The organism is Nocardia noduli, assembly GCF_019038455.1.
Lineage (GTDB): Bacteria > Actinomycetota > Actinomycetes > Mycobacteriales > Mycobacteriaceae > Nocardia > Nocardia noduli.
Genome location: NZ_JAFMPL010000022.1, coordinates 1 through 20,429, shown reverse-complemented (window position 1 = coordinate 20,429; position 20,429 = coordinate 1). Strand labels below are relative to the sequence as shown.

Annotated in this window: 8 protein-coding genes and 1 pseudogene; all 9 read right to left on the bottom strand. The window is 65.8% G+C overall.

Features of this window, described 5'->3' with window-relative positions; genetic code table 11:
• Window positions 1-48 precede the first annotated feature (48 nt).
• On the bottom strand, window positions 49-2,184 hold the full coding sequence (locus tag JZ792_RS15215) for a DEAD/DEAH box helicase (protein ID WP_216911121.1): 2,136 nt from the start codon (window positions 2,182-2,184) through the stop codon (window positions 49-51).
• Window positions 2,181-3,494, bottom strand: a complete 1,314-nt coding sequence (gene brxD, locus JZ792_RS15210) for a BREX system ATP-binding protein BrxD (protein WP_216911120.1) — start codon at window positions 3,492-3,494, stop codon at window positions 2,181-2,183. The genes JZ792_RS15215 and brxD overlap by 4 nt, the downstream gene beginning before the upstream one ends.
• A gap of 355 nt (window positions 3,495-3,849) precedes the next feature.
• Complete coding sequence (locus JZ792_RS15205) at window positions 3,850-4,320, bottom strand: hypothetical protein (protein WP_216911119.1); 471 nt, start codon at window positions 4,318-4,320, stop codon at window positions 3,850-3,852.
• A gap of 396 nt (window positions 4,321-4,716) precedes the next feature.
• The gene (pglZ, locus tag JZ792_RS15200) at window positions 4,717-7,536 is read right to left on the bottom strand and encodes a BREX-2 system phosphatase PglZ (protein WP_216911118.1); all 2,820 of its coding nucleotides are present in this window, start codon (window positions 7,534-7,536) and stop codon (window positions 4,717-4,719) included.
• A complete protein-coding gene (pglY, locus tag JZ792_RS15195) occupies window positions 7,533-11,453 on the bottom strand; it encodes a BREX-2 system ATPase PglY (RefSeq protein WP_216911117.1) in 3,921 nt (1,306 codons plus the stop codon). The genes pglZ and pglY overlap by 4 nt, the downstream gene beginning before the upstream one ends.
• The gene (pglX, locus tag JZ792_RS15190; protein ID WP_216911116.1) at window positions 11,453-15,085 is read right to left on the bottom strand and encodes a BREX-2 system adenine-specific DNA-methyltransferase PglX; all 3,633 of its coding nucleotides are present in this window, start codon (window positions 15,083-15,085) and stop codon (window positions 11,453-11,455) included. Before pglX ends, pglY begins: the two co-directional genes overlap by 1 nt.
• Window positions 15,082-19,560 carry a BREX system serine/threonine kinase PglW gene (pglW, locus tag JZ792_RS15185; RefSeq protein WP_216911115.1) on the bottom strand — a complete coding sequence of 1,493 codons (4,479 nt, stop codon included), beginning with the start codon at window positions 19,558-19,560 and terminating at the stop codon, window positions 15,082-15,084. Before pglW ends, pglX begins: the two co-directional genes overlap by 4 nt.
• A 264-nt stretch (window positions 19,561-19,824) precedes the next feature.
• The gene (locus tag JZ792_RS15180) at window positions 19,825-20,139 is read right to left on the bottom strand and encodes an Rv1352/Rv1906c domain-containing protein (RefSeq protein ID WP_216911114.1); all 315 of its coding nucleotides are present in this window, start codon (window positions 20,137-20,139) and stop codon (window positions 19,825-19,827) included.
• A gap of 37 nt (window positions 20,140-20,176) precedes the next feature.
• Window positions 20,177-20,429, bottom strand: a pseudogene (locus tag JZ792_RS15175) (hypothetical protein); the annotation flags it as partial.

Below are 20,429 nucleotides of genomic sequence, written 5' to 3'. Positions count from 1 at the left end.
CGGCTAGGCTTCCCCCCGCAGGTATCGAAGGACCGAGTGTGGCTTCGCTCAGGCGATGACGAAGTGTGCCTGCTCCTCGAGTACCCGACGGGCGGCGAGCGGGTCGGCCAGACGCGCTGCCACGGTTGCCGCGGCGTCGAGTTCCGGCAGGATATCCGAGAACTTCAATCCGCGTGCGGCGCGTTCATCGATCTCCGGCAGTTCGATTCTCGGCAGGAGCGCACGCCGGTGGGCGAGCGCGTCGCGCCACATATCGGCGGTGAGATCCGGACGTAGCCGGATGCGGAAGTCGTTGGGCCGCTGTCCCGGGTAGGCAACGTCCGGTAGTGAAGCCGCGACAGTGGCATTGGCCCGGAAACCTGCCCAGGTCCACCAGTGCACTCGGTCGCCGTCGCGGTACACGACGGTCGCGTCCGCGCGTGCACGGCTATCCCCTTGTGTCGCTCGCAGAGCCGCCAACTGGGTCGACGCGCGGCGGGTCAGCCGCACCGGCGGATCGGCTCCCGCGTACACGTCACGGATGGCTCTCGTGAGCTCGAAAGACAGGCCGCGAAGTCCCAGGTTCGACCATTTCGCGACACCTCCGGACTTGGCGGGCTCCACGAATGCGCGTCGCCGTGCCCAGTCGATGTAGGTGACCTGCCAGCTCCGGCCTGCCAGTAGCAGCAGCCGGGGGCCCGGGGTGTCGGCGGTGAGAATGGACGGGTCGGTGTGGCCGATCTCTTGGCGTCCGGCGAGAACGGAGAATTGTGGCGGTGCGGTGAACGCGGCGGTCAGGTCGAGGAAATGCCGACGCCCGAAACGCTTTTCGGCGGCGGGGCCGATGTGGAGCAGTCCACCGTCGTCGTCGAGGTAGCCCTGGGCGAGCAGGTGTCGCAGGATCGGCTCGGCGGAATCGTCGAAGGGCGGCAGGCCGTTCCACTCGCGCCGCCACAGTCGGTCGCCGATATTGCGGTGTTGCAACGTGACTGCCAATATCTGCTGCGCGACGAGGTGCCGTGGTTCGGGCGGAGCCGTCACCGGTTCGACCCAACCGCGACCCCACAGCAGCAGCAGGCCTGCGGCTTGCACAAGGGTGTCGTCGGTGGTTGCCAGGAACAGGCAGTTGCGGACGCTGTCGGCGCGGCGACCGGTCCGTCCGATGCGTTGCAGGAACGACGCGACCGTGGTCGGTGCGTCGATCTGGATCACCCGGTCGAGGTCGCCGACATCGATGCCGAGTTCCAGTGTCGACGTGGAGACGATGACGCAGTCACGGGCCTCGGCGAAGGCTTGTTCGGCTCGCGCGCGCTCGTCGACCGACAGCGAGGAATGGGACAGGAACACCGTCATCTCGCGTTCCCGCAGCGCGGCGCCCAACTGCTCGACCTGGCGCCGTGAGTCACAGAACACCAGCCGCTTCTCGCCTCGATGCAGCGCGGCGATCACTTTGGCGGCGTTCTCCAAGGATCCGACATAGTCGAGTTCGACATCCCCGGGTGGTGGCGTGCCGACGTCGGTCACCGACGGCAGCGATACGCCGGGGGCGACCACGTGTCCGGGGCGGGTCGTTCTCCCTGATCCCTGTAGCCAGGTGAGCAGTTCGCCGGGGTTGCCGACTGTCGCGGACAGCCCGATACGTTGGATGGATCGACCGGTCACGCGCTGTAGACGTTCGAGCACTGCCAGCAGGTGCCAGCCGCGGTCGTCGCCGGCGAAGGCGTGCACCTCGTCGACGACGACGGCCCGGACATTGCCGAGCAGTTCGTTGTGATCGGTCTTGGTGCCGATCAGCATGGCTTCCAACGACTCCGGTGTCGTGAGCAGGATGTCGGGGTGCTCGCGTCGAATGCGGTCGCGCCGAGAGTTCGTCACGTCGCCGTGCCACAGCGCCGCGCGCCGACCCAGCCATTGCGCGTAGGTGTCGATCCGCGTGACGAGATTGTTCAGCAACGCCTTCAGCGGACACAGATACAGCACCGAAATACCCGTCCAGTGTTGCTGTTCCATGGCGCTGAGCAGTGGAAAGCAGGCCGCCTCGGTTTTCCCGCCCGCTGTCGGCGCCAGCAGTACGGCGTCGGCGCCGTCGAGCAGCGGTGCGATGGCTTCACGTTGCAGTGGACGCAGCCCTGGCCAGCCGAGGGTATTGACGATGTGGTGGACCACCACGGGGTCGAGACGGTCCCACGGCTGGTCGCCGCTCACAGGTCGAGGTCGATATCGTCGGCTCGCACGAGATTGCGCTCGGCGTCGGTGAGTTCGGACGAGGCGACAGTGAGTTTGTAGTGCACCCGCGGATCGAAGTCCGGGAACTGATCGACGCGGTCGAGGACGTCACCGACGAGTTTCTTGAGGAAGATCCGGGGCGCGACACCGACTTTGCCGCCGAGGGTGCCGCCGACCGCCCGGGCGAGGTCGGCGATATAGGCGTCGTCGGCGACCGTCCGGATCCTCGCGGGATCCTCGCTGCCGTCGGCATATAGATCGCGGATCGTGATGCCGAGTGCCACAAGTGATTCCATCGTGAATCCGGTCAATCGAACCTGGACGGCGCGGGGATTGTCGAAGCGTGGTTCGGTGGTGAAATCCACCGCCAGTCGCTGGGCCAACGGCGCGAGACGCTGTACTCCCTGCTGGCCGTCGTAGAACGCGGGTGTGCCGGTGATCAGCAGATACAGTCCCGGGAATCGGCCGGAATAGACCTCGTCGATGAGTTGGCGCAGCGCGTTGAGCGCTTTGTCTCTGGCGTCGGACCGTACCCGTTGCAGGGTCTCCACCTCGTCGAGCACCAGCAGCAGTCCGCGATGGCCACTGTCGCGCAGGGCGGTGAGCAGTCCCTGGAGGAATCCGAAGGCGCCGAAGTGGTCGAGTTCGCCCCGCACACCCGCGGCCCGCCGGGCCGCCGCCGCCACATTCGGCTGTCCACCGAGCCAGGCCAGGATCGCCGCGGCCGTCGCTTCGTCCCCGTCGATGAGGGCCGTGCGGTAACCGCGCAGTGCCATCGCGAACGACGGCGCGTGCCGTGACACCTCGATCAGGCGGGCGGCCATCAATTCGTCGACGGCTCCGAGTAGTGAATCGTCGTCGGCGCCCGCGGCGAGGGCGTCTTCTTCCAGTGCGTAGAACCAGGCGTCGACCACCGAACGGAGGGCGCTGGGCGGGAAACTCGCGGTGGTGAGCCGTTCGGTGAGGCGCCGATACACCGTCTCCAGTTTGTGCAACGGGGTTTCGGTTTCGGAGATCTGTACCTCCGACACCGCGAAGTTGCGCCGCTTGGCGCGCTCACCCAGCCAGCGCGCGAAGAAGGTCTTGCCGGACCCGTATTCACCGCGAACCGCCTTGAATACGGAGCCGCCTGCTTCGACGACGTCCAACTCCGCGTCGAGTGCGGCCTCGAATCGATCGAGTCCGGTGGCGAGCAGATCCAGTCCGGCCTCGGGCACCGCGCCGCGCCGGAGCGCATCGATGACCGCGCGGCGGCGTGCAGCGCTGACGTGGGTCGGCTGGTTACTCACTCGGACAGTCTTACATGGGTGAACGGACGCTCGGCGCGAGCTGTCGCGCCCTCACCGCACATCTCCACAGGTCGGAATACCGACCGGCTACACCAGGTGATTGAGCAGTTGAGCGAAACTCTGTAGTTCGTCGTGATCGGATCGAGGCAACTGTTTCGGGCTGAAGTGCGCGATGAGATTGCGGATGGCACGCTCAGGGTCGAGTTGGCGACGAACAGGCGGCGATCGACGGTGTTCGGCCTTCGTGGATACCTAACCACTGGCATCCGGTTCACCCTTCGCAGCCTGGCCGACGATCGTGCCGCCGCAACGTCCGACCGTCCGCGAGCGTCACCGGCACGCACGCCGTCGACCATCAGTTCCCGCCTCGGGTCGACTCCCACGAAACGATCAACTCGTCTGCGATGGTTCGTGCCGAGATGGTGAGAGGTCTGATCAGAAATGAAACCCCGGATACTTCGCCGCTCGGCAGTGTCATCAGTTCGACGCCATCGACGGCGCGTCCCAGGATGTCGCTGTACGGAAATTCCGGACCGACGTCGAAGGCTGTATATTTGCCGGACCGGGCAACATAATCGATATTTTCCGGTGTCATCTTCCCGTCGAATGGATCCGTCCATCGTTCGGTGCTGACACGTAGCCGTTCACCATCGGCACCCGAATCGAGAAGCAGGATGGAGGAATCGTCGAATGAGAACTCGACAGCTCCTTCCGACGTTTCGACATCGTCCCCGAACACGTAGAAAATTCGGCGTACAGATGTGACGGTCTTGCCGCGCACACCGACGAGTTGAATTCGGATGCCTTCCGTGTCGGCGCCGTTCACTGAGAAGTTTCCGTATCGCTTCGGAATAGCGGTCGTGTGCTGCTTGCGCGGCTCGGCGCATCAGTTCGATCCCCTCCGAGCTTCGTCAGCACCGGCGGACCATTCGCGGAATGCTGCGGCCTGTGCGTCGGCGGCAACCCTGTTATCAGCGAGTCCGCGACCTGTTGCACATATTTGCCCAGGTCTGTCACTTCATCCGGCACCAGGGCGAAATCGGCTCGGAGACCGCCTGATTCGTCCGCCATGTACTTCTCCTTCGTGCTCCACCTCACACCGAGTGGGACTGCACGCGGTGAGGCGTCGATCGTTCCATGCCTGCGCAGCGAGGTCGCCACACCGATTAAGACGTATCGGCGGCGGTTGTGGTTCCATCGACTGTGGGCGTCGCGATCAGAGTCACCGCAGACCGAATTGAGTGCGCAGCAAGCCCACGTGCAGCCGCAACGTCCGACCGTCCGCGAGCGTCTCCAACACCTGCGCCCCGTCCACATTGAGCAACTGCCCGAGGATCGCGGCGAATCCCGCCGCCCGGGTGGGCGGATCGCCGACTCGTTGGGCGAGCGCGGTGGTCGACTGGGGTCCGTTGAGCAGCGCTCGGATCGCTTTCTCCAATTTGCCGGTCGGTGGTTTGCGTGCCAGTTGATCGAGTTGGGTGGCGAACACTTCGGAGGTGAGCAGTCCGGTGACCAGGTCTTCGGCGGCATTTGTCGGTTCGGGGACAGGGGCTGCGACGGGCAGGGGGATGTCGAGGGTGATCTGGTTGGTCAGCTTCTCGGCGGCCTTGGCGGCGACACGGGTCCGTGCCTTGCGTTCGACGGCAGGGGTGGGCTGCTGCGGTAGGGAATCGGTGTCGTCGCGCCACCATTCGGGTCGCTGGTCGCCGAGTTCACGCCAGCCGGTGGGCGGGGTGGCGATGAACGGCAGGAAGGCCAGGACCGGGATGGTGATTTCGGCCAGGGCCGCGCCGCCGTGATAGCCCGCTTTCTGCGCGGTATAGCGAGAATCGTTGTCCCACAGGGCGACGATCGAGGCGCCCGGTTCGGGCCACACGACCCGGGGGCCGCGTAGGGCGATCTCGGTCTCGGCGCGGCGGTCGTACTCGCCGGTGGGCAGACGGTGCCGGGCGGATTCGACGGTGGTCGCTTCGACGGTCACACCGTGCCGGTCGATGACGTGCCCGTGGTCGCTGGTGATGAGTACGACCATGTTCTGCGCGGTCGCGACCGACACCAGTGCGCGCAGGTCACCGATTTCGCGGGTCTGCCAGTCGGCGTCGTCGAGTTTGGCTTCTTTTGACAGGCGGTCGTCGATGGTGTTGAGCACCACCGCGACATGGCAGTCGGGGTCGGCCAGGGCCGCACCGAGGTCGGCTCCGAAACGTTCGCCGGGCCTGCTCCGCAGGTCGTTCTTGTGGAAGACCGCAGCCCGCTTGGCGCCCCAGAACGGGTGTTGCGGGAAGAGACGCTGTTCGGTCTTCTGGTCGCCCTTCATGAGTTTTCCCGCGAACAGCGAGGTGCGTGAGACGGCGGTCAGGCTGGGCAGCGCGGCGGCCATGCAGCGCCGGTAGGGCTCGCCCGATCCGGGCAGCGGATCGTATTCGCCGAAGGAGCCGCGCAGTTCACCGGCGAGCTGGGTGGCGATGGCGGCGCTCATGCCGTCGACGATCACCAGCAACACCCGGTGGTCGGCGGCGAGTGGGCGTACGACCCGGTGCAGGAAGGTCTCGACGGTGAGCATCGCGCCCGGCGAGGTGCCCGATTCGGTCCACACCGCGAGGTTCTTCGCGAATTCACGATCGAATTCGCGGCGCAGTACGCGGGCGCGGGTGGCGATGGTCTCGAAGGCGACGCGCAGGGCGGGGTCGTCGTCGCCGCCCGCGTCGAGGTAGTCGATGGCGCGGTCGGCCCAGGCCGTGTCACGCATTTGACGGTCGAGGGCGGCGGCGACGCTGCCACAGGTGGGATCGGGGTCGGTGTGCAGCCAGCGGGTGAGACGCTGGGCCATGCGCACCCGGCCGATGCGCACCCGGTGGTCGGCGGCGAGGTCGTGGGCCCGCAGGGCGGTGACGGCGGTGTCGATCTCCTGGATCGCGCCGCGTCCGAGGGCGGTGCCCGCGGCGGTGAAGCGGGCTTCCAGACCCGCGGTGAGCAGGGGGCTGCGCTGGGCGGCGGTACCCGCGCCGAACTGGCGCACGAGCGCGTCGGCGCGCGCGAGGACGGTATCGGCGGATTTGCGTGCGCTGCGCGCGAATTCGTCGGTTTCGTCGTGCGGGTCTTCGGAGGAGCGCGCCTTCACCAGTTGGTCGCGCAGGTAGTCCTCGCAGATACGACCGAAGGTTTCCAACAGGCGGTCGAGGCGTTCGCCGACGGCGGGCGGATGGTCGCCGAGCCAGCGTTCGACCCGTCCGCGTGCCTGATATACGGCGCTGTCGCTGCCCGCGTGGCTCCACAGTGCCGCACACACCAACCCGTAGGCGATGGCTTCGGAGCCGTGGCCGGTCCGCGCCAGCGCGGTCACCACGGCTCCGGTCGCACCGGATTGTTCTTTCTCACTGAGGAATTCGACGATGCCGTCGCGTTCGGGCGCGCGCAGGTCCAGGAGCAGTTCGGGTCCGCCGGGCTGCTGGGACCATTCGAGCAGTGCGAGCGGGTCGATCCGGTCCACATCGCCGCTGATGCCCAGCCGGCGGGTGGTCAGCGCGGTGAGGGCGGGAACCCGCGACAGCACCCCTCCGGCCAGCGCCGTCGGCCACCCCTGGGCTCCGCTCGCGTCGAGCAGTGCCTCACAGGCCCAGCTCGCCCGTTTGAGCAACGGGTCGAGATCGGTCGCGCCGAAGGCGTCGCGAACGATGTCCCACCTGTCGACCGTGTGGATACGACCCCGGTGGGTGCGCACCAGAATGGCCGGATCGAGGTCGTGTTCCTCGACGTCGGTGAGCACCACCAGTACCCGCGGGTCCGGAGCGATCTCGCGCGCGTGCGCGAGCACCGTTTCGTGCACCGCGAGCGGAGACGTGGCGACCGATACACGAGACCGTCGCCCGTCGGCGAGCGTGAGAACGGCCTCACCCTCCCATTCCGGTTCACCGCGCAGCAGCAGTGTGACGGGATCGCCGGGCGTGCCGAGCACCTCGGACAGCCGCTTGTGGGAGGCGAGGTATTGCGCGACGGTCGTGCGCGACAGGCGTAACGCCGTGGTCGCGGTGGCTCCGATCACCGGACGACTTTCCACGTGATCTCCACGGTCGCATCGGGTTCCAGCTCGGACAGTTCGGCGTGGAGTCTCGCGATCGATTCCCCAGCGGTCGCCGTGTAGATGCCCGATGTCGCCTTGGACCGTGGCGCGATGGGGTCGAGTGGTGGATTGCTGGTGGGGGTCGCGAGGTCGACGTCATCGGCCCGGTCGGTAGTCCGCTCGGACACCGGCTGTGGCGGTGTCACCGCGACCGGCGGATGGGCGGCACCTTCGCGAGCCCTGCGTTCGGCCTCTTCGCGGGCTTGCCGTTCGGCCTGTTCGAGACGTCGGCGAGTCAACGCGGTGATCTTGGTATCGGCGGCACGCAGCGCCTCGACCAGATCACCGGAACGCTGGTCGGCGCGGGCGGTGCCGCGCAGCGAGTCCAGCAGCGTCGCGCCCTCGGGGCCGAGGAGTTTCGCCTGCTCCAGGTTGTGCCAGGCCGCGTGGGTGAGTGCCGAGATCACCTTCTCGGCCGATTTGATCGAGGTCGCCAGACGGTCGGCGCTGACCTCGCCGAGGTCGAATCCGGCGAGCGCTTCGACCGTCTTCTTCGCACCGGCCGATCCGCCCCCACCGGAGGTGAGCACCGTCAACAGTTCGAGCGACCGCCGGGCCAGCGCCAACCGTTCGCCGGGCACGCTGTCGTCGAGCCGAAGGAATTCCGCGTGCTTTTCCAACTGTTCGACCAGTCGCGCCGCCACATCGCGGTACCTGCCTGCTGTTTCGTTGATCTGGCGGGCGAACTGCTGCACCGGACCGCCGCGTCGCAGCGTCGGCGGCTTGTCGCCGAAGATCACCTCGAACCGGTTACGGGCGGTATCCCAATCCGTTTCGCTGGGCAGCGGTTGGGTGCGCAGCGCGTCACCGGCCGCGATCCTGCCGAGATCCGGCGGGTCGATCGGCACACCGCCGCGCACCCAGATCCGGTCGTCCATTTCGGCGAAGGACGCGATCACCAGGTTGGCGATATGCGGTTCCAGCCCGCGCGGCTGCGGCTGGTCGATCCAGTCACCGAGCGAGATCACCGACAGGTCGCCGGTGCTGCCCGCGTGCTGGGCCGACCTGCGGAAGTCGTCCGCCCACCGTTTCGACAGCTCGAAATACGCTTCCTTCTGCTGTCCCAGGCCGAGCGGTTCGGCGATGCGGCGCATGAGCGCGCGGTCCTTCGCGGGCACCTCGGCACGGTTGTCACGCGCCTCGGCCGCACTTTTCACTTGGGCCAGAACGATTTTCGCGTCGGCCGGTTTGACCGCCGTGCCGGTGCCGTCCGGGTCGAGGTTTGGATGTTCCGGGTACTGGTGGGCGAGCAATTTGCCTGAGAGCCCGCGGATGGCGTCGTGCATCGACTGGCCGATGGAGACGGTGAGGCCGTCGACATCGGGCAGCGGATGGAACAGATCTTCCAGTTCGTTGGTGACGTCGTCGGGTTTGCGTTCGGCGAGACCGTAGGCCTGTTTGAACGTGGCGAGCACCCGTTTACGCAGGGTTTCGCGCTGGGATTCCAGCAACTGTTTCGCGCTGGCCCGATTGTCGGGGTTGAGGTGCTGGGCGTACTGGGTGTCGAACCGGGCCGGGTCGGCCAGGGCTTTGCTGACCACGAGCAGACGGCGGAAATCCTCCCAGCGGGGTTTGGTCAGATGCGAGGGCAGCCACGCCACGGTGCGCGGATGGTGCTCGCCCTGTTCGGCTTTGAGCCGCCGGATGCGGTCGGCGTCCTCGATCGGGCTGAGGATGCCCTCGTCGTAGGGCAGGTCGATGATGATGCGCCAGCGGCCCTCGTAGGCGGGTTGCAGATCGTGGTTGGGCAGCGCGTCCTCGTCGCTGACATTGCCGAACACCACTTCGGCGACGCGATTCGAGCCGCGCCAGACGAACCGCAGTTCGTCGGCGTCGAAGCGCCCGTTGGCGCGGTCGAGCCCGAATTCCTCGGCGAGCAGATCGCGGGCCAGCGCGAGCCGGTTGGCTGGATTGTCGTTGACCTGCGCGTTGGCGAGCACCGATTCCACGTCGACACCCGAGAGTTCCAGCCGCACACCCGGATTGGCCTCCGTCCCGGTGGATTTGATCTCCGGGAACCGGGCGGCCCATTCGTCGATCACATGTTTGATCACACCCTCTTCCCGTCCGGGAATCATGGTGGTGATCGAGCCGTGGTTGAGTGCGCCGAGACGGCGAATGGTCAAGTCGCGCAATGCCGGAACGCTCGGGGCCAGTGCCGCGAGCAGCACGGTGCAGGCGAGCCGGTTCTGCCCGACGAATTTCTTGCAGTTGCCTTCGAGTTTGGGGTCGGTGACGGTGTCGCGCCGGTGCAGGTAGGCGTCGATATCGTCTTCAGTGACCTCGCAGGTACTGAGCAGGTAGGGGCGCAGCCGGGTTTTGTAGAGCTTGTCGGCGGCGTCGAACAGCACCTTCTTGTCAGCGACGAACGGCTTGTCCCCGCCACGGGTGAGCTGGGAATACAGGTCGCCCAACGGAACCAGGTCACCGAGGCGAAGTTCGTCGCGGTGGTCGGCGAGCAACTGGCCCATGAGTTTGAGGCCGGTGCGGGAGCGCTGCAAGGCCGCCGAGATGTGGACGAGGGTGTCGAGGAAGGCGGGGGAGAACGGGTAGCTCAACCGGAAGGAGGCCTCGTCGGCGCCGGTGGTGCTCTCGTCGGAACCGAGCAGCGTGTCCCACACCTTGGGGCCGAGCCGTTTGGTCTTGTCGAACGCGGCATCCATGGCCGCCGCGGCATCATCGTCGCGCGGTTTGAGCAGGCGCGCGTGCGCGATCTGCGGCAGGTTGCGGTCCTCGAGACTGATCAGGTCGAACCGGCCCGAGGCATGGTTGAGCGCGTCCTGAATCGCCGATTCGGCCGCGCCCGCGAGTTCTTCGCCGACGAGTTCGCGCAGGTCGCGCTGGCGGGCGATGAACGACACGATCGGAATCGCGCGCCGCGCGTCACCGCCCTCGCGGAAGTTGGTGATCTTGCTGGCTTCCCGAGCCACCCGCTTCTCGTCGTGGATGAGGCTGGCCAGCCACAGAATGAGTTCGTCGAGGAACAGGATGACGGCGTCGTAGCCGAGCGATTTCGCGTGCGCGGCAATGACACTCAGACCGGCGTCGAGGGAGATGAACCCGCTCTCGTCCTCGGCGGCGCGCGCCGCGAAACCGGGCAGCAGGTGGGTGCCCGCGTCGTTGACGAGTTTGGCGCGCAGTTCCGGCGGGGTGCTCGGGTGCACCAGGTTGAGCGCGCCGCCGTCGTGGGATTCCGAGGCGGTCAACGCGGTGTCGACCTTCTCGGTGGTCCAGAACGCGACGGTCTCACCCCATTCGTCGTCCTCCTCGCCCGACTGCCCCTTGTTGAGGACATCCAGGAACCGCTGCTCACCCATGGTTTCGCGCAACGACCACAGATCGGTGAACAGCGCATCGGTGCGATACACCGGCGGAATCGGCGCTTCGGGATGTTTCGCGCGGACGAAATCGACGTACCCGCCGAGCACCCGCTGCTCCATCGCCTTGGCGTCGATCATGTGGTACGGCACCATCAGGAACTTCTTGCCGTCCGACAGCAGCCAGTCGTGTGCGGAGACCACCCCGTCGAATTCGGTGCGCGACCGCGCCGCCGGATTACCGGACAGCAGTGCGTACAGCACCGCCATGAAATGCGATTTACCGGCACCGAACGAACCGTGCAGGAACGCCGGTTTCGACGTGTTGCCGTCCAACGCGGATTTGATCAGGTCGAGCGCCTGCTTGAAATTGTCGAGCAGTCGGTCGGTGAGCACATAGTCCTGCACCGCCTTCGTCGACCCGGCCTCGGTGACCGCGTCGGCGAGGGTGAGCACATAGTCCGACCCGGCGACATGCTCCTTGATATCGATGAGGTCGCGCAGCAGCGGACGCTGATCCATCAGTTCTCCCCCTCCGCCACGGCGGCCTTCTTCTTCGTGGTGCGCGCGGTGGTTGTGCGCCGCCCCCGCACGGGAGCTTGCGGCCGCCACTCGCGCAGCGCGTCATCGGTGAGCCCGTGCTCGTCCTGGCGGTCGCGGCGATCACCAGCGAGGAAGGTCGACGGCGCGATACCGAAATCCGGGTCGACCTCGTTGTGCCACTGATCCAGCCACGGCTGCAACTCCAGCAGGCCCGTCAGGAACGGCGTGATCTCCTCGGCCGAGAGACTGTGCTCGGCCAGATGGATGGCGATCGCCATCGCCTGCTCACGATGATCCCAGCCCGCCCAGCCGTAGAGGCCGGGGGTGCCGACGTTGGTGGCACCGTAGGAGATGAAACGTTCCTTGGGCACATCGAGTTTGCCGCGCGCCTGCCAGAACGAGGTGCGCACGAAGTCGGCGGAGGTGTACTTCGGCGGCACCGGGATGGTGTCGCGGAAGGTGTTCTTCGCGTGACCGTCGGGCATGGCGTCTTCCTGACGCTGCATGTCCCAGACGTGCTCCCAGTCGGCGCGCTTCTTCAGGCCGGAAGGCTTGTAGCGGAGGGCGGCGACGAAGGGGACGTGTTCCTCGGTGATGAGGTCGGCGACCACCTTGGACAGGTCGGTGTGGGGGGCGTAGAGGGCTGCTACCGAGACGAAATCGGTGTCGGCGGCGAGGCGGTCGGTGAGGCGGGACAGGGTGAGGATCCGGGGTTGGGTGTTGTCGTCGAACCAGATGTCGCGGGATTCCATGCGGTCGAGGAGCCAGGAGCGGAGAGCCTTCTCCTGCATGGCATCCCAGCCCTCGGTTGCCCAGCGGCGCTTGTATTCGGGGCGTTCGATCATGCCGATGGCACGATTGGACTCGATGACTTCGATGCGGCGTCGGACGAGGTTCTTGTACGATTCGGGCCAGTGCGAGGGAACTTCGGCTGTGTGGGCATATCGGTGACGGGAGAACCACTCCGATGAAGAAGTCCCGTTGGCTATGCATCGCGCGAGGACGATTTCAAAAGCCCTCTCACCGGGATCGATCGTCGGTAGATCTGAATCTCCGGCAGTAAGATCCTGTTCGGAGAGTCCGTACTGAGAGTATGTCTGCCAGTCGAGTTCTTCTTGAGTGGCAATCATTTTACCTCGAATAATGTGCCATCTTTCCTTAATCTCGCGAATTCTTTCGCCGGTGGGAATCTCCCTGCGGCACAGGATCGCCGGGCTTGCGTTTTCTAATTGCTGGACCAAGCACTCGATTGGCGTGGTCGATATTGAGGTAAAATTTGAAGGGATCGGAAATTGCTTCAGGCTTGTGCTGTTGAATTGATAAAATTCCTCCCACTTCTCTCCGCGTAGCCCCTCGTTGACTCCGCCGCTGCCCTTGCTGTGGCACGTCATCTTCAGCCAGAAGCAGGCGGTGGAGCTGTTGAGTAGATTCAGCAGTTGCAGATGCTCCTCCTCGCTCGCTCCTTCGGGCAGCTTGATCACCGGTGCGGTTTGCTTGAAAACCTTGCCGCCTCGGTCAAGCGCAAAATGGTTGTGTGTCGCCACTTCTGCATAGGATATCGACCACGAACTAGCATTCTGATCTTTGGGAATTTGATGCCATTCGTACCAGGTGCGATTCGATTTGAAGTATGTTTCGCCGGAAAATGTGGCACGATTCCCTAGCTCGTTCCGAAATGGCCAGAGTCCTGGGGAATTTTCGGCAGACCGTGGCAATGGCTCAAATGAATTACTGTTATCATAGGGAAAGAGCGCGGAATCTTCTGTATGGGCGACCCAGTCCCTAACATCTGTTCCAGAACCGATCGCGCGAATGTATGGTTTGAGGTCTACTGGCCAGGAAGTTGTTTTACGTACCATGATTTCGTCGGCATGGGTCATGCCAACAAAACCTATTCTTGTGGCGGTTTTCCCGAGCTTTGCTGTCTCGGATCCCTCGATGGCTTCTAATACTTCTCGGCCTTGGTCGAGAAGTATCCATGGCGGTTTCGAGAAGTGCCGGTCTCGGGCGAGGTTATCGGCCGAAATCCATTGGCCTGCGTAGGGTGCTTTGTCGATATTCTCTACGATTGCACGCCATACCAGTCCGTTTGAAGGGCTCGAAGGAATTTCTGGTTCACCTCGGGCGCTCCTGACTGTGCGAATTGTCGCACCTCTGATTTTCCCGCTTCTGCGTGTTCCGATTAGGATTACGGTAGGCGTGCCGTGTCCAGGAATATAGGCGCCAGAGGTATCGATGATCTCCGTAAGTTCCACGGTGTGTGCAAAAAACTCGGCGATCAGTTTCGAGCCAAATTCACGTTTCATAAATGAGTTGGCGGTAATTTGTCCAACTCGTCCGAATCTACGTCCTTCTGAATCGCCTAGGCGGGCAAGTTCAAAAAATCTCTGAGCAAATGGTATGGTAAGGGCATATAGGCCGGAGCAGGTTTTGTATAATCCCCGATAGAGTTCGTTGAGACTCTTGTCTTTTGGGGTAATATACGGCGGATTCCCCACCACGACGTGATACCGACCCGATTCCAGAATCCCCGGATACTCGTGCACATCCTCCGTCGCATACGAGTGCTCCGCCAACGGATCACGCTGATCCCCGTCGAACGTCAACTCCAACTGCCGCGCCTTGATGAGTGAATCCCCGACCGCCAACTTGATCGGCCACTCGTACCGCGCCGCCTGCGCCAGCGTCCGCACATTCGCGGCAGCCATGGCCGCGACGAGGAGCCGGAACCGCGCGATGGCGATGGCGAACGGGTTGATGTCGACACCGTGAACGGAGGAGAGAGCGGCATGCACCCGCTCGTGCCGGTCCTTGGTGGGCTGTTCATCCGCCCACTTCCGCGTCAACCGCCGGAACGCGCCGAGGACGAAGTGCCCCGACCCACAGGTGGGGTCGATGAGTTTGATATCGGCGTAACCGAATTCACGCAGGGCGGGTTCAAGGGTGCGATCGAGGATGAATTCCTCAACGAACTCCGGCGTTTGGAGCAACGCGTAGTTCTTGCGGATGTCTTCGGACAGATCCTGGTAGAGGTCGCCGAGGAATCGCGTGTCCCAGCCTTCGATGCCGTCATCATCGAGCGGGTCGGTGAAATCGTGGACGAGAACACCGAGCCCGTCACGGGTGCGCCAGAATTCGATGAGTTCGCGCGCACCGTCGTGGGAGAGCGGGATCTGGTAGAGGGCATTGTGATTGGGGTCGAACAGGAGTTTGCCCGCCTGTCCCGCGCCGAGTTCGGCGAAGGCGTGTTCGAGCCAGCCACGGTAGGTGGGGTCGGGGTCGGATTCGACGTAGGCGTCGTAGCGGGCGTGGGCGAGTTCGCGACGGTCGTCGGTGGAGCCGGTGAGATAGGGGTCGGCGACGAGGTGGTTGTCCTCGCAGAAACGCACGAACACGCTGCCGAGCACCCAGGCGACGGCGACCTGGGTGACGCGTTCGTCGAGCCAGGAGGTCTCGGTGGCGGCGGTGCGCTTCAGTTTCTTGGCCTGGGCCCATTCGTCGTGCAGGCGGGCCTTCACCTCGGGCAGGGCGCGCAACTGTTTGTGCAGATCGCCTTCGACCGCGGTGACCTGTTTCTTCAGGTCGGTGAGCAGTGCGGCGCGGTCGATCATGCGGTGGCTCCTGTATCGGTAGTGGCGGTGGCGCGGTGGATATTGCGAATCCAGGCTTCGGGCAGGGAAATCCACTCGTTGAGAGCGGACTGGTACGGTACGGCCTCCGCACCCAGATGCGGTTGGCGCAACGGATCGGACTGCGGACACAGCAGCCACAGGCCGCCTTTGCCGCGTCGGGACTGTTCGGCCAGACGACTCAGTAGGTCCATGGCGTCGTAGCGGGCGAATACGAGGGTGTCGTTGAGCAGCAGGGGGCCGTCACCGGCGATCATCTCGGTGATCTCGGCTTCGATGCGACCCCACGCGGTACGGGTGTACTCCCTGAATTTCACTGCCGCCTTTGAACCCGGTTCGGCGATATCGGCGCGCAGGATCGTCTCCCAGGTGGGTTTGGTGCCGGGGGGGACCAGTTCGTGCATGGTCGCCAGGAACAGCGCCGTAACCGATAGAGGCCGCGCCGAGAATCGTTCCCGCAGTTCGCGGATGGCGTCGTGGTTGGCCGAGGTGGGGTGGGTGGGGGCGGTGAGCACCCGGAAACCGTCGCGCAGAGCCGCACCGGTCAGCAACTCCTCGGCGCGAGCGGCCTTGGCCACGTTCGGGTCGTCGGAATAGCGGCCTGCCGCCTGCGTGCTCACCACCGTCGACCAGCGAGGGGTGTGGGCGGTGAAACTGGATTGCAGGTCGGCGTGCTCGGGCAGGTAGCGCTGCACGTGGGTCTCGGCATGGGTGCCGACGGTCAGGTCGAAACCGGCCTCGCGCAATGCCCTGGTGAGCTCCGCGGTGGGAAGGCCGCGGTCGCTGCCCGCGATCTCCAACTCCGGGAAACGGGCGAGGATGCGTTCGAACACTCGCTCGGCGCTCAGGCCGGGCTGGAGATTCAACGGCAGATCGTGGGTGAGGGTGAGCAGCCCGGCCTGGGTGAGCCGCACGGCGCGCACCAGCGGGAGATCACGCGGGTAGATCTCGAGCCGGGGTGTCACGGCCGCGTGCCGGGACGCGGCGACAGCCACCTGCACGAGACGGCGCTCGTCCAGGGCGAGAGAGCCAGGAGGTGGGGTGATCGCGCCGAGCCGGTCCAGCACGGTCCCCGCGGTCGGCAGGGTTTCCTGGGCGGCCAGCTGGTCGGCGGTGCGGCCAAGGCGCAGCGCGTATTCCGCGAGGGCGTGACCGCCGGGGGTGTCGGGAGCGGAGTCCTCGTTGAACTCCAACGCCAGCACCACCACCGGGGCGGCGCCGGATTCCCGTTTCTGCATGGCGAGGAAGGCGGCCTCGTCCGGGGCGAGCTGCTCGACCTCCACCACCACGCGCACAGCCGCCAAACCGAGGGCGCGGCGCTGGACGCGCTCGTGCAGGCGGGTGCCGCGACGGGCGATCAAGGCATCGGCGAGTTCAGTGGCCGCGGCGACCCGGCCGAAACCTTCCAGCAGTTCCAGGACCTGATCGCGCAGCGCCTGCACCGCCGGATCCTTCTTCCACTGCTGCCGTTGCGTTTTCAGCAATTGCGCGACCCGGGCGGACGTGAGACCCAGGGTCTCGGCCACCGCCGTCTGCGTCGGCCAGGCATCCAGTTCCGCCAGATCGCCCGCGCCGGGAATGCGCAGCACCCGCGCCACGGCGTCGACCTTGTTGCCGTTGGATTTGGTGCGTTCGGGCACGAAACGCGCCGCCAGGGTGTCCAGGCTCAGGGTACGCAGCAGGCCCGCGCCCAGATCCGCCTCGGCGGCGGCGAATTCGGCCTTGGCCTCCTTGCGGGCCGCCGGAGCCAGCGGGGCGGGTTCGTCCTTGCCGAGACGGCGGCCCCACTCCCTGAGCCGATCCTGGATCTCGCGGCGCGCCCGCACACCGAGACCGGGGGCGTTGATGAGTTTTCCGCGTCCGTGATCGAGGAATTCGGCGACCGTGTTCACGCCGAGCCCGTAGAGGAACTGTTCGGTAGCGGTGGTCAGACCGGCCTGGGACAGGTGGGTTTCGAGGGTCGCCTGATCGGCGATACGCCGCCGCTGCTCCTCCGGGGCCACCACATCGACATCGGCCGCCGGTTCGGGATGGCTGCTCAGCGGACGCGACGGCACCGAACGCGACATGTCGAGGAAGATCTTGCGCCAGGCGTCCCGCATCGGCTTCAGGTCCGGGAAGCGTTGCGCCACATCGCGATGCAGCGCCTTGCGGAAGAAGGCGATCAGGCCGTCGCGCACCGAGGGGTCGAAGGCGTCGGCGGCCACCGTCGGATACGGGAACTCGGCGGCGTCGAGCTGACGGGGCAGCACACTGCCGTCGCCCCAGCGCGGCAACTCACCCGAGGCCATCTCGTGCAGGGTCGCCGCCAATGCGTAGCGTTCGGCGGAGGCGTCGTAGACACCGCGGATCAAGGTGCCGACGAAAGGATCCAGATAGCCGTCGGTGCCCGCCTCGGTGTTCTGCACGGGATACCCGGCCAGCGAGAAATCGATCAGCACCAGTTCGCGAGTGCGGTTGGGGCGCACCCGGATCGCGATATTGTCCGGTTTCAGATCGCGATGCCAGACACCCTCGCCCTCGAGGAAGTCGACGGCGGCGAACAGATAGTCGCTGTAGGTCTCCAGACGTCCCACGCGCAGGCGGCCGTTGTCGCGAAGTTCACGGGCCACGGTCTCCTCGGTGCGGTGGCCGGTGTCGCCGTCGAGGCCCTGCTCGTCGCCCACGTACTCCAGCACGAGCGCGGTCCGGCCGCCGAGGGTGAGCACACCCGGATCGACCACATCGATCACACCCGAATGCCGCCGCAGACCGCGCAATACCGCCGCCTCGCGTTCGAGCAGTTCCGACCGGTCGTTGGACAGCGCCACCTTCAACACCACGTAGGTGCGCGCGCCGCGTTCGGCCGGGTCGGCCCGCAGATCGCGCACGAGTAGCGCACGGCTCGTCGAGCCCGTGCCGAGACGGCGGCGCACCAGCCAGCGACCGTCGAGCACATCGTCGCGGACGGCCTCGAGCGGGTCCTTGTCGTCGGCGGGGGCCTCTTCCTCGTCGGGGGTGGTGAGGGCCTTCTCGACATCTTCGAGCAGTTCGAGGAATTCGTCCATCGAGGCGAGTCGACGCGACGGCCGGTAATCCGTCGCCGCCGCCACCAGCAGATCGACATCCGGTGGCAGATTGTCGACGAGTGCTCCGGGACGCAGATCCTCACCGGCTTCCAAGCGGGTCAGCAGTTCCGTGTGTGAGGCGGCCGGAGCTTTGCCGGTGACCAGCAGATAGGTCAACATGCCGAGGCCGAACACATCCATGGCGACCGGGTCGGGGGAGGCGGCCGACACCTCCGGCGCGAGGTAGGCGTCCGAACCGGCCGAAAGGTGCTGAGCCGACAGCAAGGTCGGGGCGTGCCGCGTCATCGTCGCGGCGGTACCGGCCGAACGCTGGGTCGCGACCTGCCAATCGGAGATCTGTAGGCGCGGAGCCCGCCAGCGTTGCGCCTCGCTTGTGCCGGGACGCGGAATCACATGGATCGAACGGGCCGCCAGCGCACGGTGATACAGGCGTCCGGAATGTGCCGAACGCAAGGTCTCCGCGAGTTGGCGCACCAGCCCGACCCGATCCCCGATATCCAGCGCGTCACCGTGACGGGCCAGATAGTCGTCGAGGTGCAGGCTTTCGGGGTGGTAGCGGAAGATCAGCGCCGGACCCGCCGTGTGACCGGACGGATCGAACATCTCCAACTGCACCGCGCCCGGATGCCGGAATCGGCGCAGCACAGCGGCTTCGCGGCGCGCGGCCGCGTCCACCGACCTGCGGGCTTCCTCGTCGGCGCCGCGTTCCCGCAGATAGATACGCACCCGCGCCGGTTCGCGCAGCTCGGAATGGGTGGCCAGATAGTCCTGCCAGGACGGGCCCGTGTCCAGCGGTGTGCGTTCCAGCAGATAGGGGCCGACGGTGAAATCCGCGTCACTGCGCCGGATACCGGCCTGCTCGAGCGCCTGCTTGATCGCTTGCGCCCGTTGTTTGCTGATCGTGTGCCGGACGTCGCGCACCGGCGCGTTCAACCGCTCGAGCAACTCCCGGATCGTGTGGGTGTTGGCGCGGTCACCGGCCGGGAGCTCGAATCGCAGCTTGGGGTTCGTCAGGCACACCGCCGCGCTCAGGAAGACGCGCGCGCCGCCGTCGCCGAGCAGGCCCGCGAGCTCCTTGCTCTTCTGGTTCACCAGATGCAGCGGATTGCGATAGAAACGGCGATCACCCCGGGTAGTGGTCTGTACCCAGTCGCCGCCCTCGCCGGAAAGCCTGCCGCTCCAATCCTTCAGTTCGATCATGAGGACGCCGTTCGGGGCGACCACCAGCAGATCGACCTCGCGCACGTGTCCGGTGCGCGCGGTGAACGTGAAATTCGACCAGGCGAACCACGGGTCGGCGTTCGGCAGCTGCGTCCGGATCGCCTCCAGCCCCCGGCGCTCGTGCTCGAAACTCGACTCGGTGACCGTCGTCCACCGATCGTCGTCCATACGCTGCGCAGTCCTGTTCTCGTCGTCGCGTCGACCACCCGACCCCCGCGCGTGCGACAGACGGTGCGATCCCCACACCACCGGTGCGGAATGTTGCCTGCGGGCGGTCGCCGCCACTCCGAGCCCACCCGTAGCAGCAAACATTAGCCTGCCCCGGCAACACGTCGGATGATTCGCCGATCTGTGCCAAAAATCCGCTGCCGGGCCGTGGAGTGCATCGACGCGCACCGCGGTTCTGTTTCACCGTCGTCGAAGGCGGTGCGACTACTCGTGGATCCAGACGCAGCCGGTGACATTGATGACGTCGCCGTCGTGGAGCCGGACATAGGAGGCGCCGGTGTAGGACTGGATATCGATGAGTTCCGAGCTGCGGGCGCCCTTGTAGGGCAGCCATTCGATGAAACAGGCACCGTAGTCGTCCGCGCGTGGGCCGGACGTGGAGTAGGTGCCCGACACGACATCCTGACCGACCACCTGCATGCCCTCACGCAGGCGAGAAGCGGGTTCGGCTTGGGCGATACCGGAGGCGAGTGCAGTCAGGGCGCCGCAGGCGATGACGGTGACGAGTGTGCGGTACATGGGTGTGATCCTTCGCGTCGAAATGTGGTCGTCGCGGTCAGCGGTTGCCGGCGACGAGGTAGTGGATGAGCCAGATCGGCAGCCACAGCCCGCAGGAGATGAGCGAGAGCACCAGGTGCAGTCCGTGCGGAAACGCGCGCTGCACGATCGGACCGCCGTACCCGTTGTGCTGCACGACGTTCATCAGGGGATACGCGGCGGGTTGCGGCGGATACGGCGGTGGATACTGCGGTCCCGCCACGGGCTGTGTGTAGTGCGGGGCGGTCGTCGGGGGCTGCGGATGGGGATAC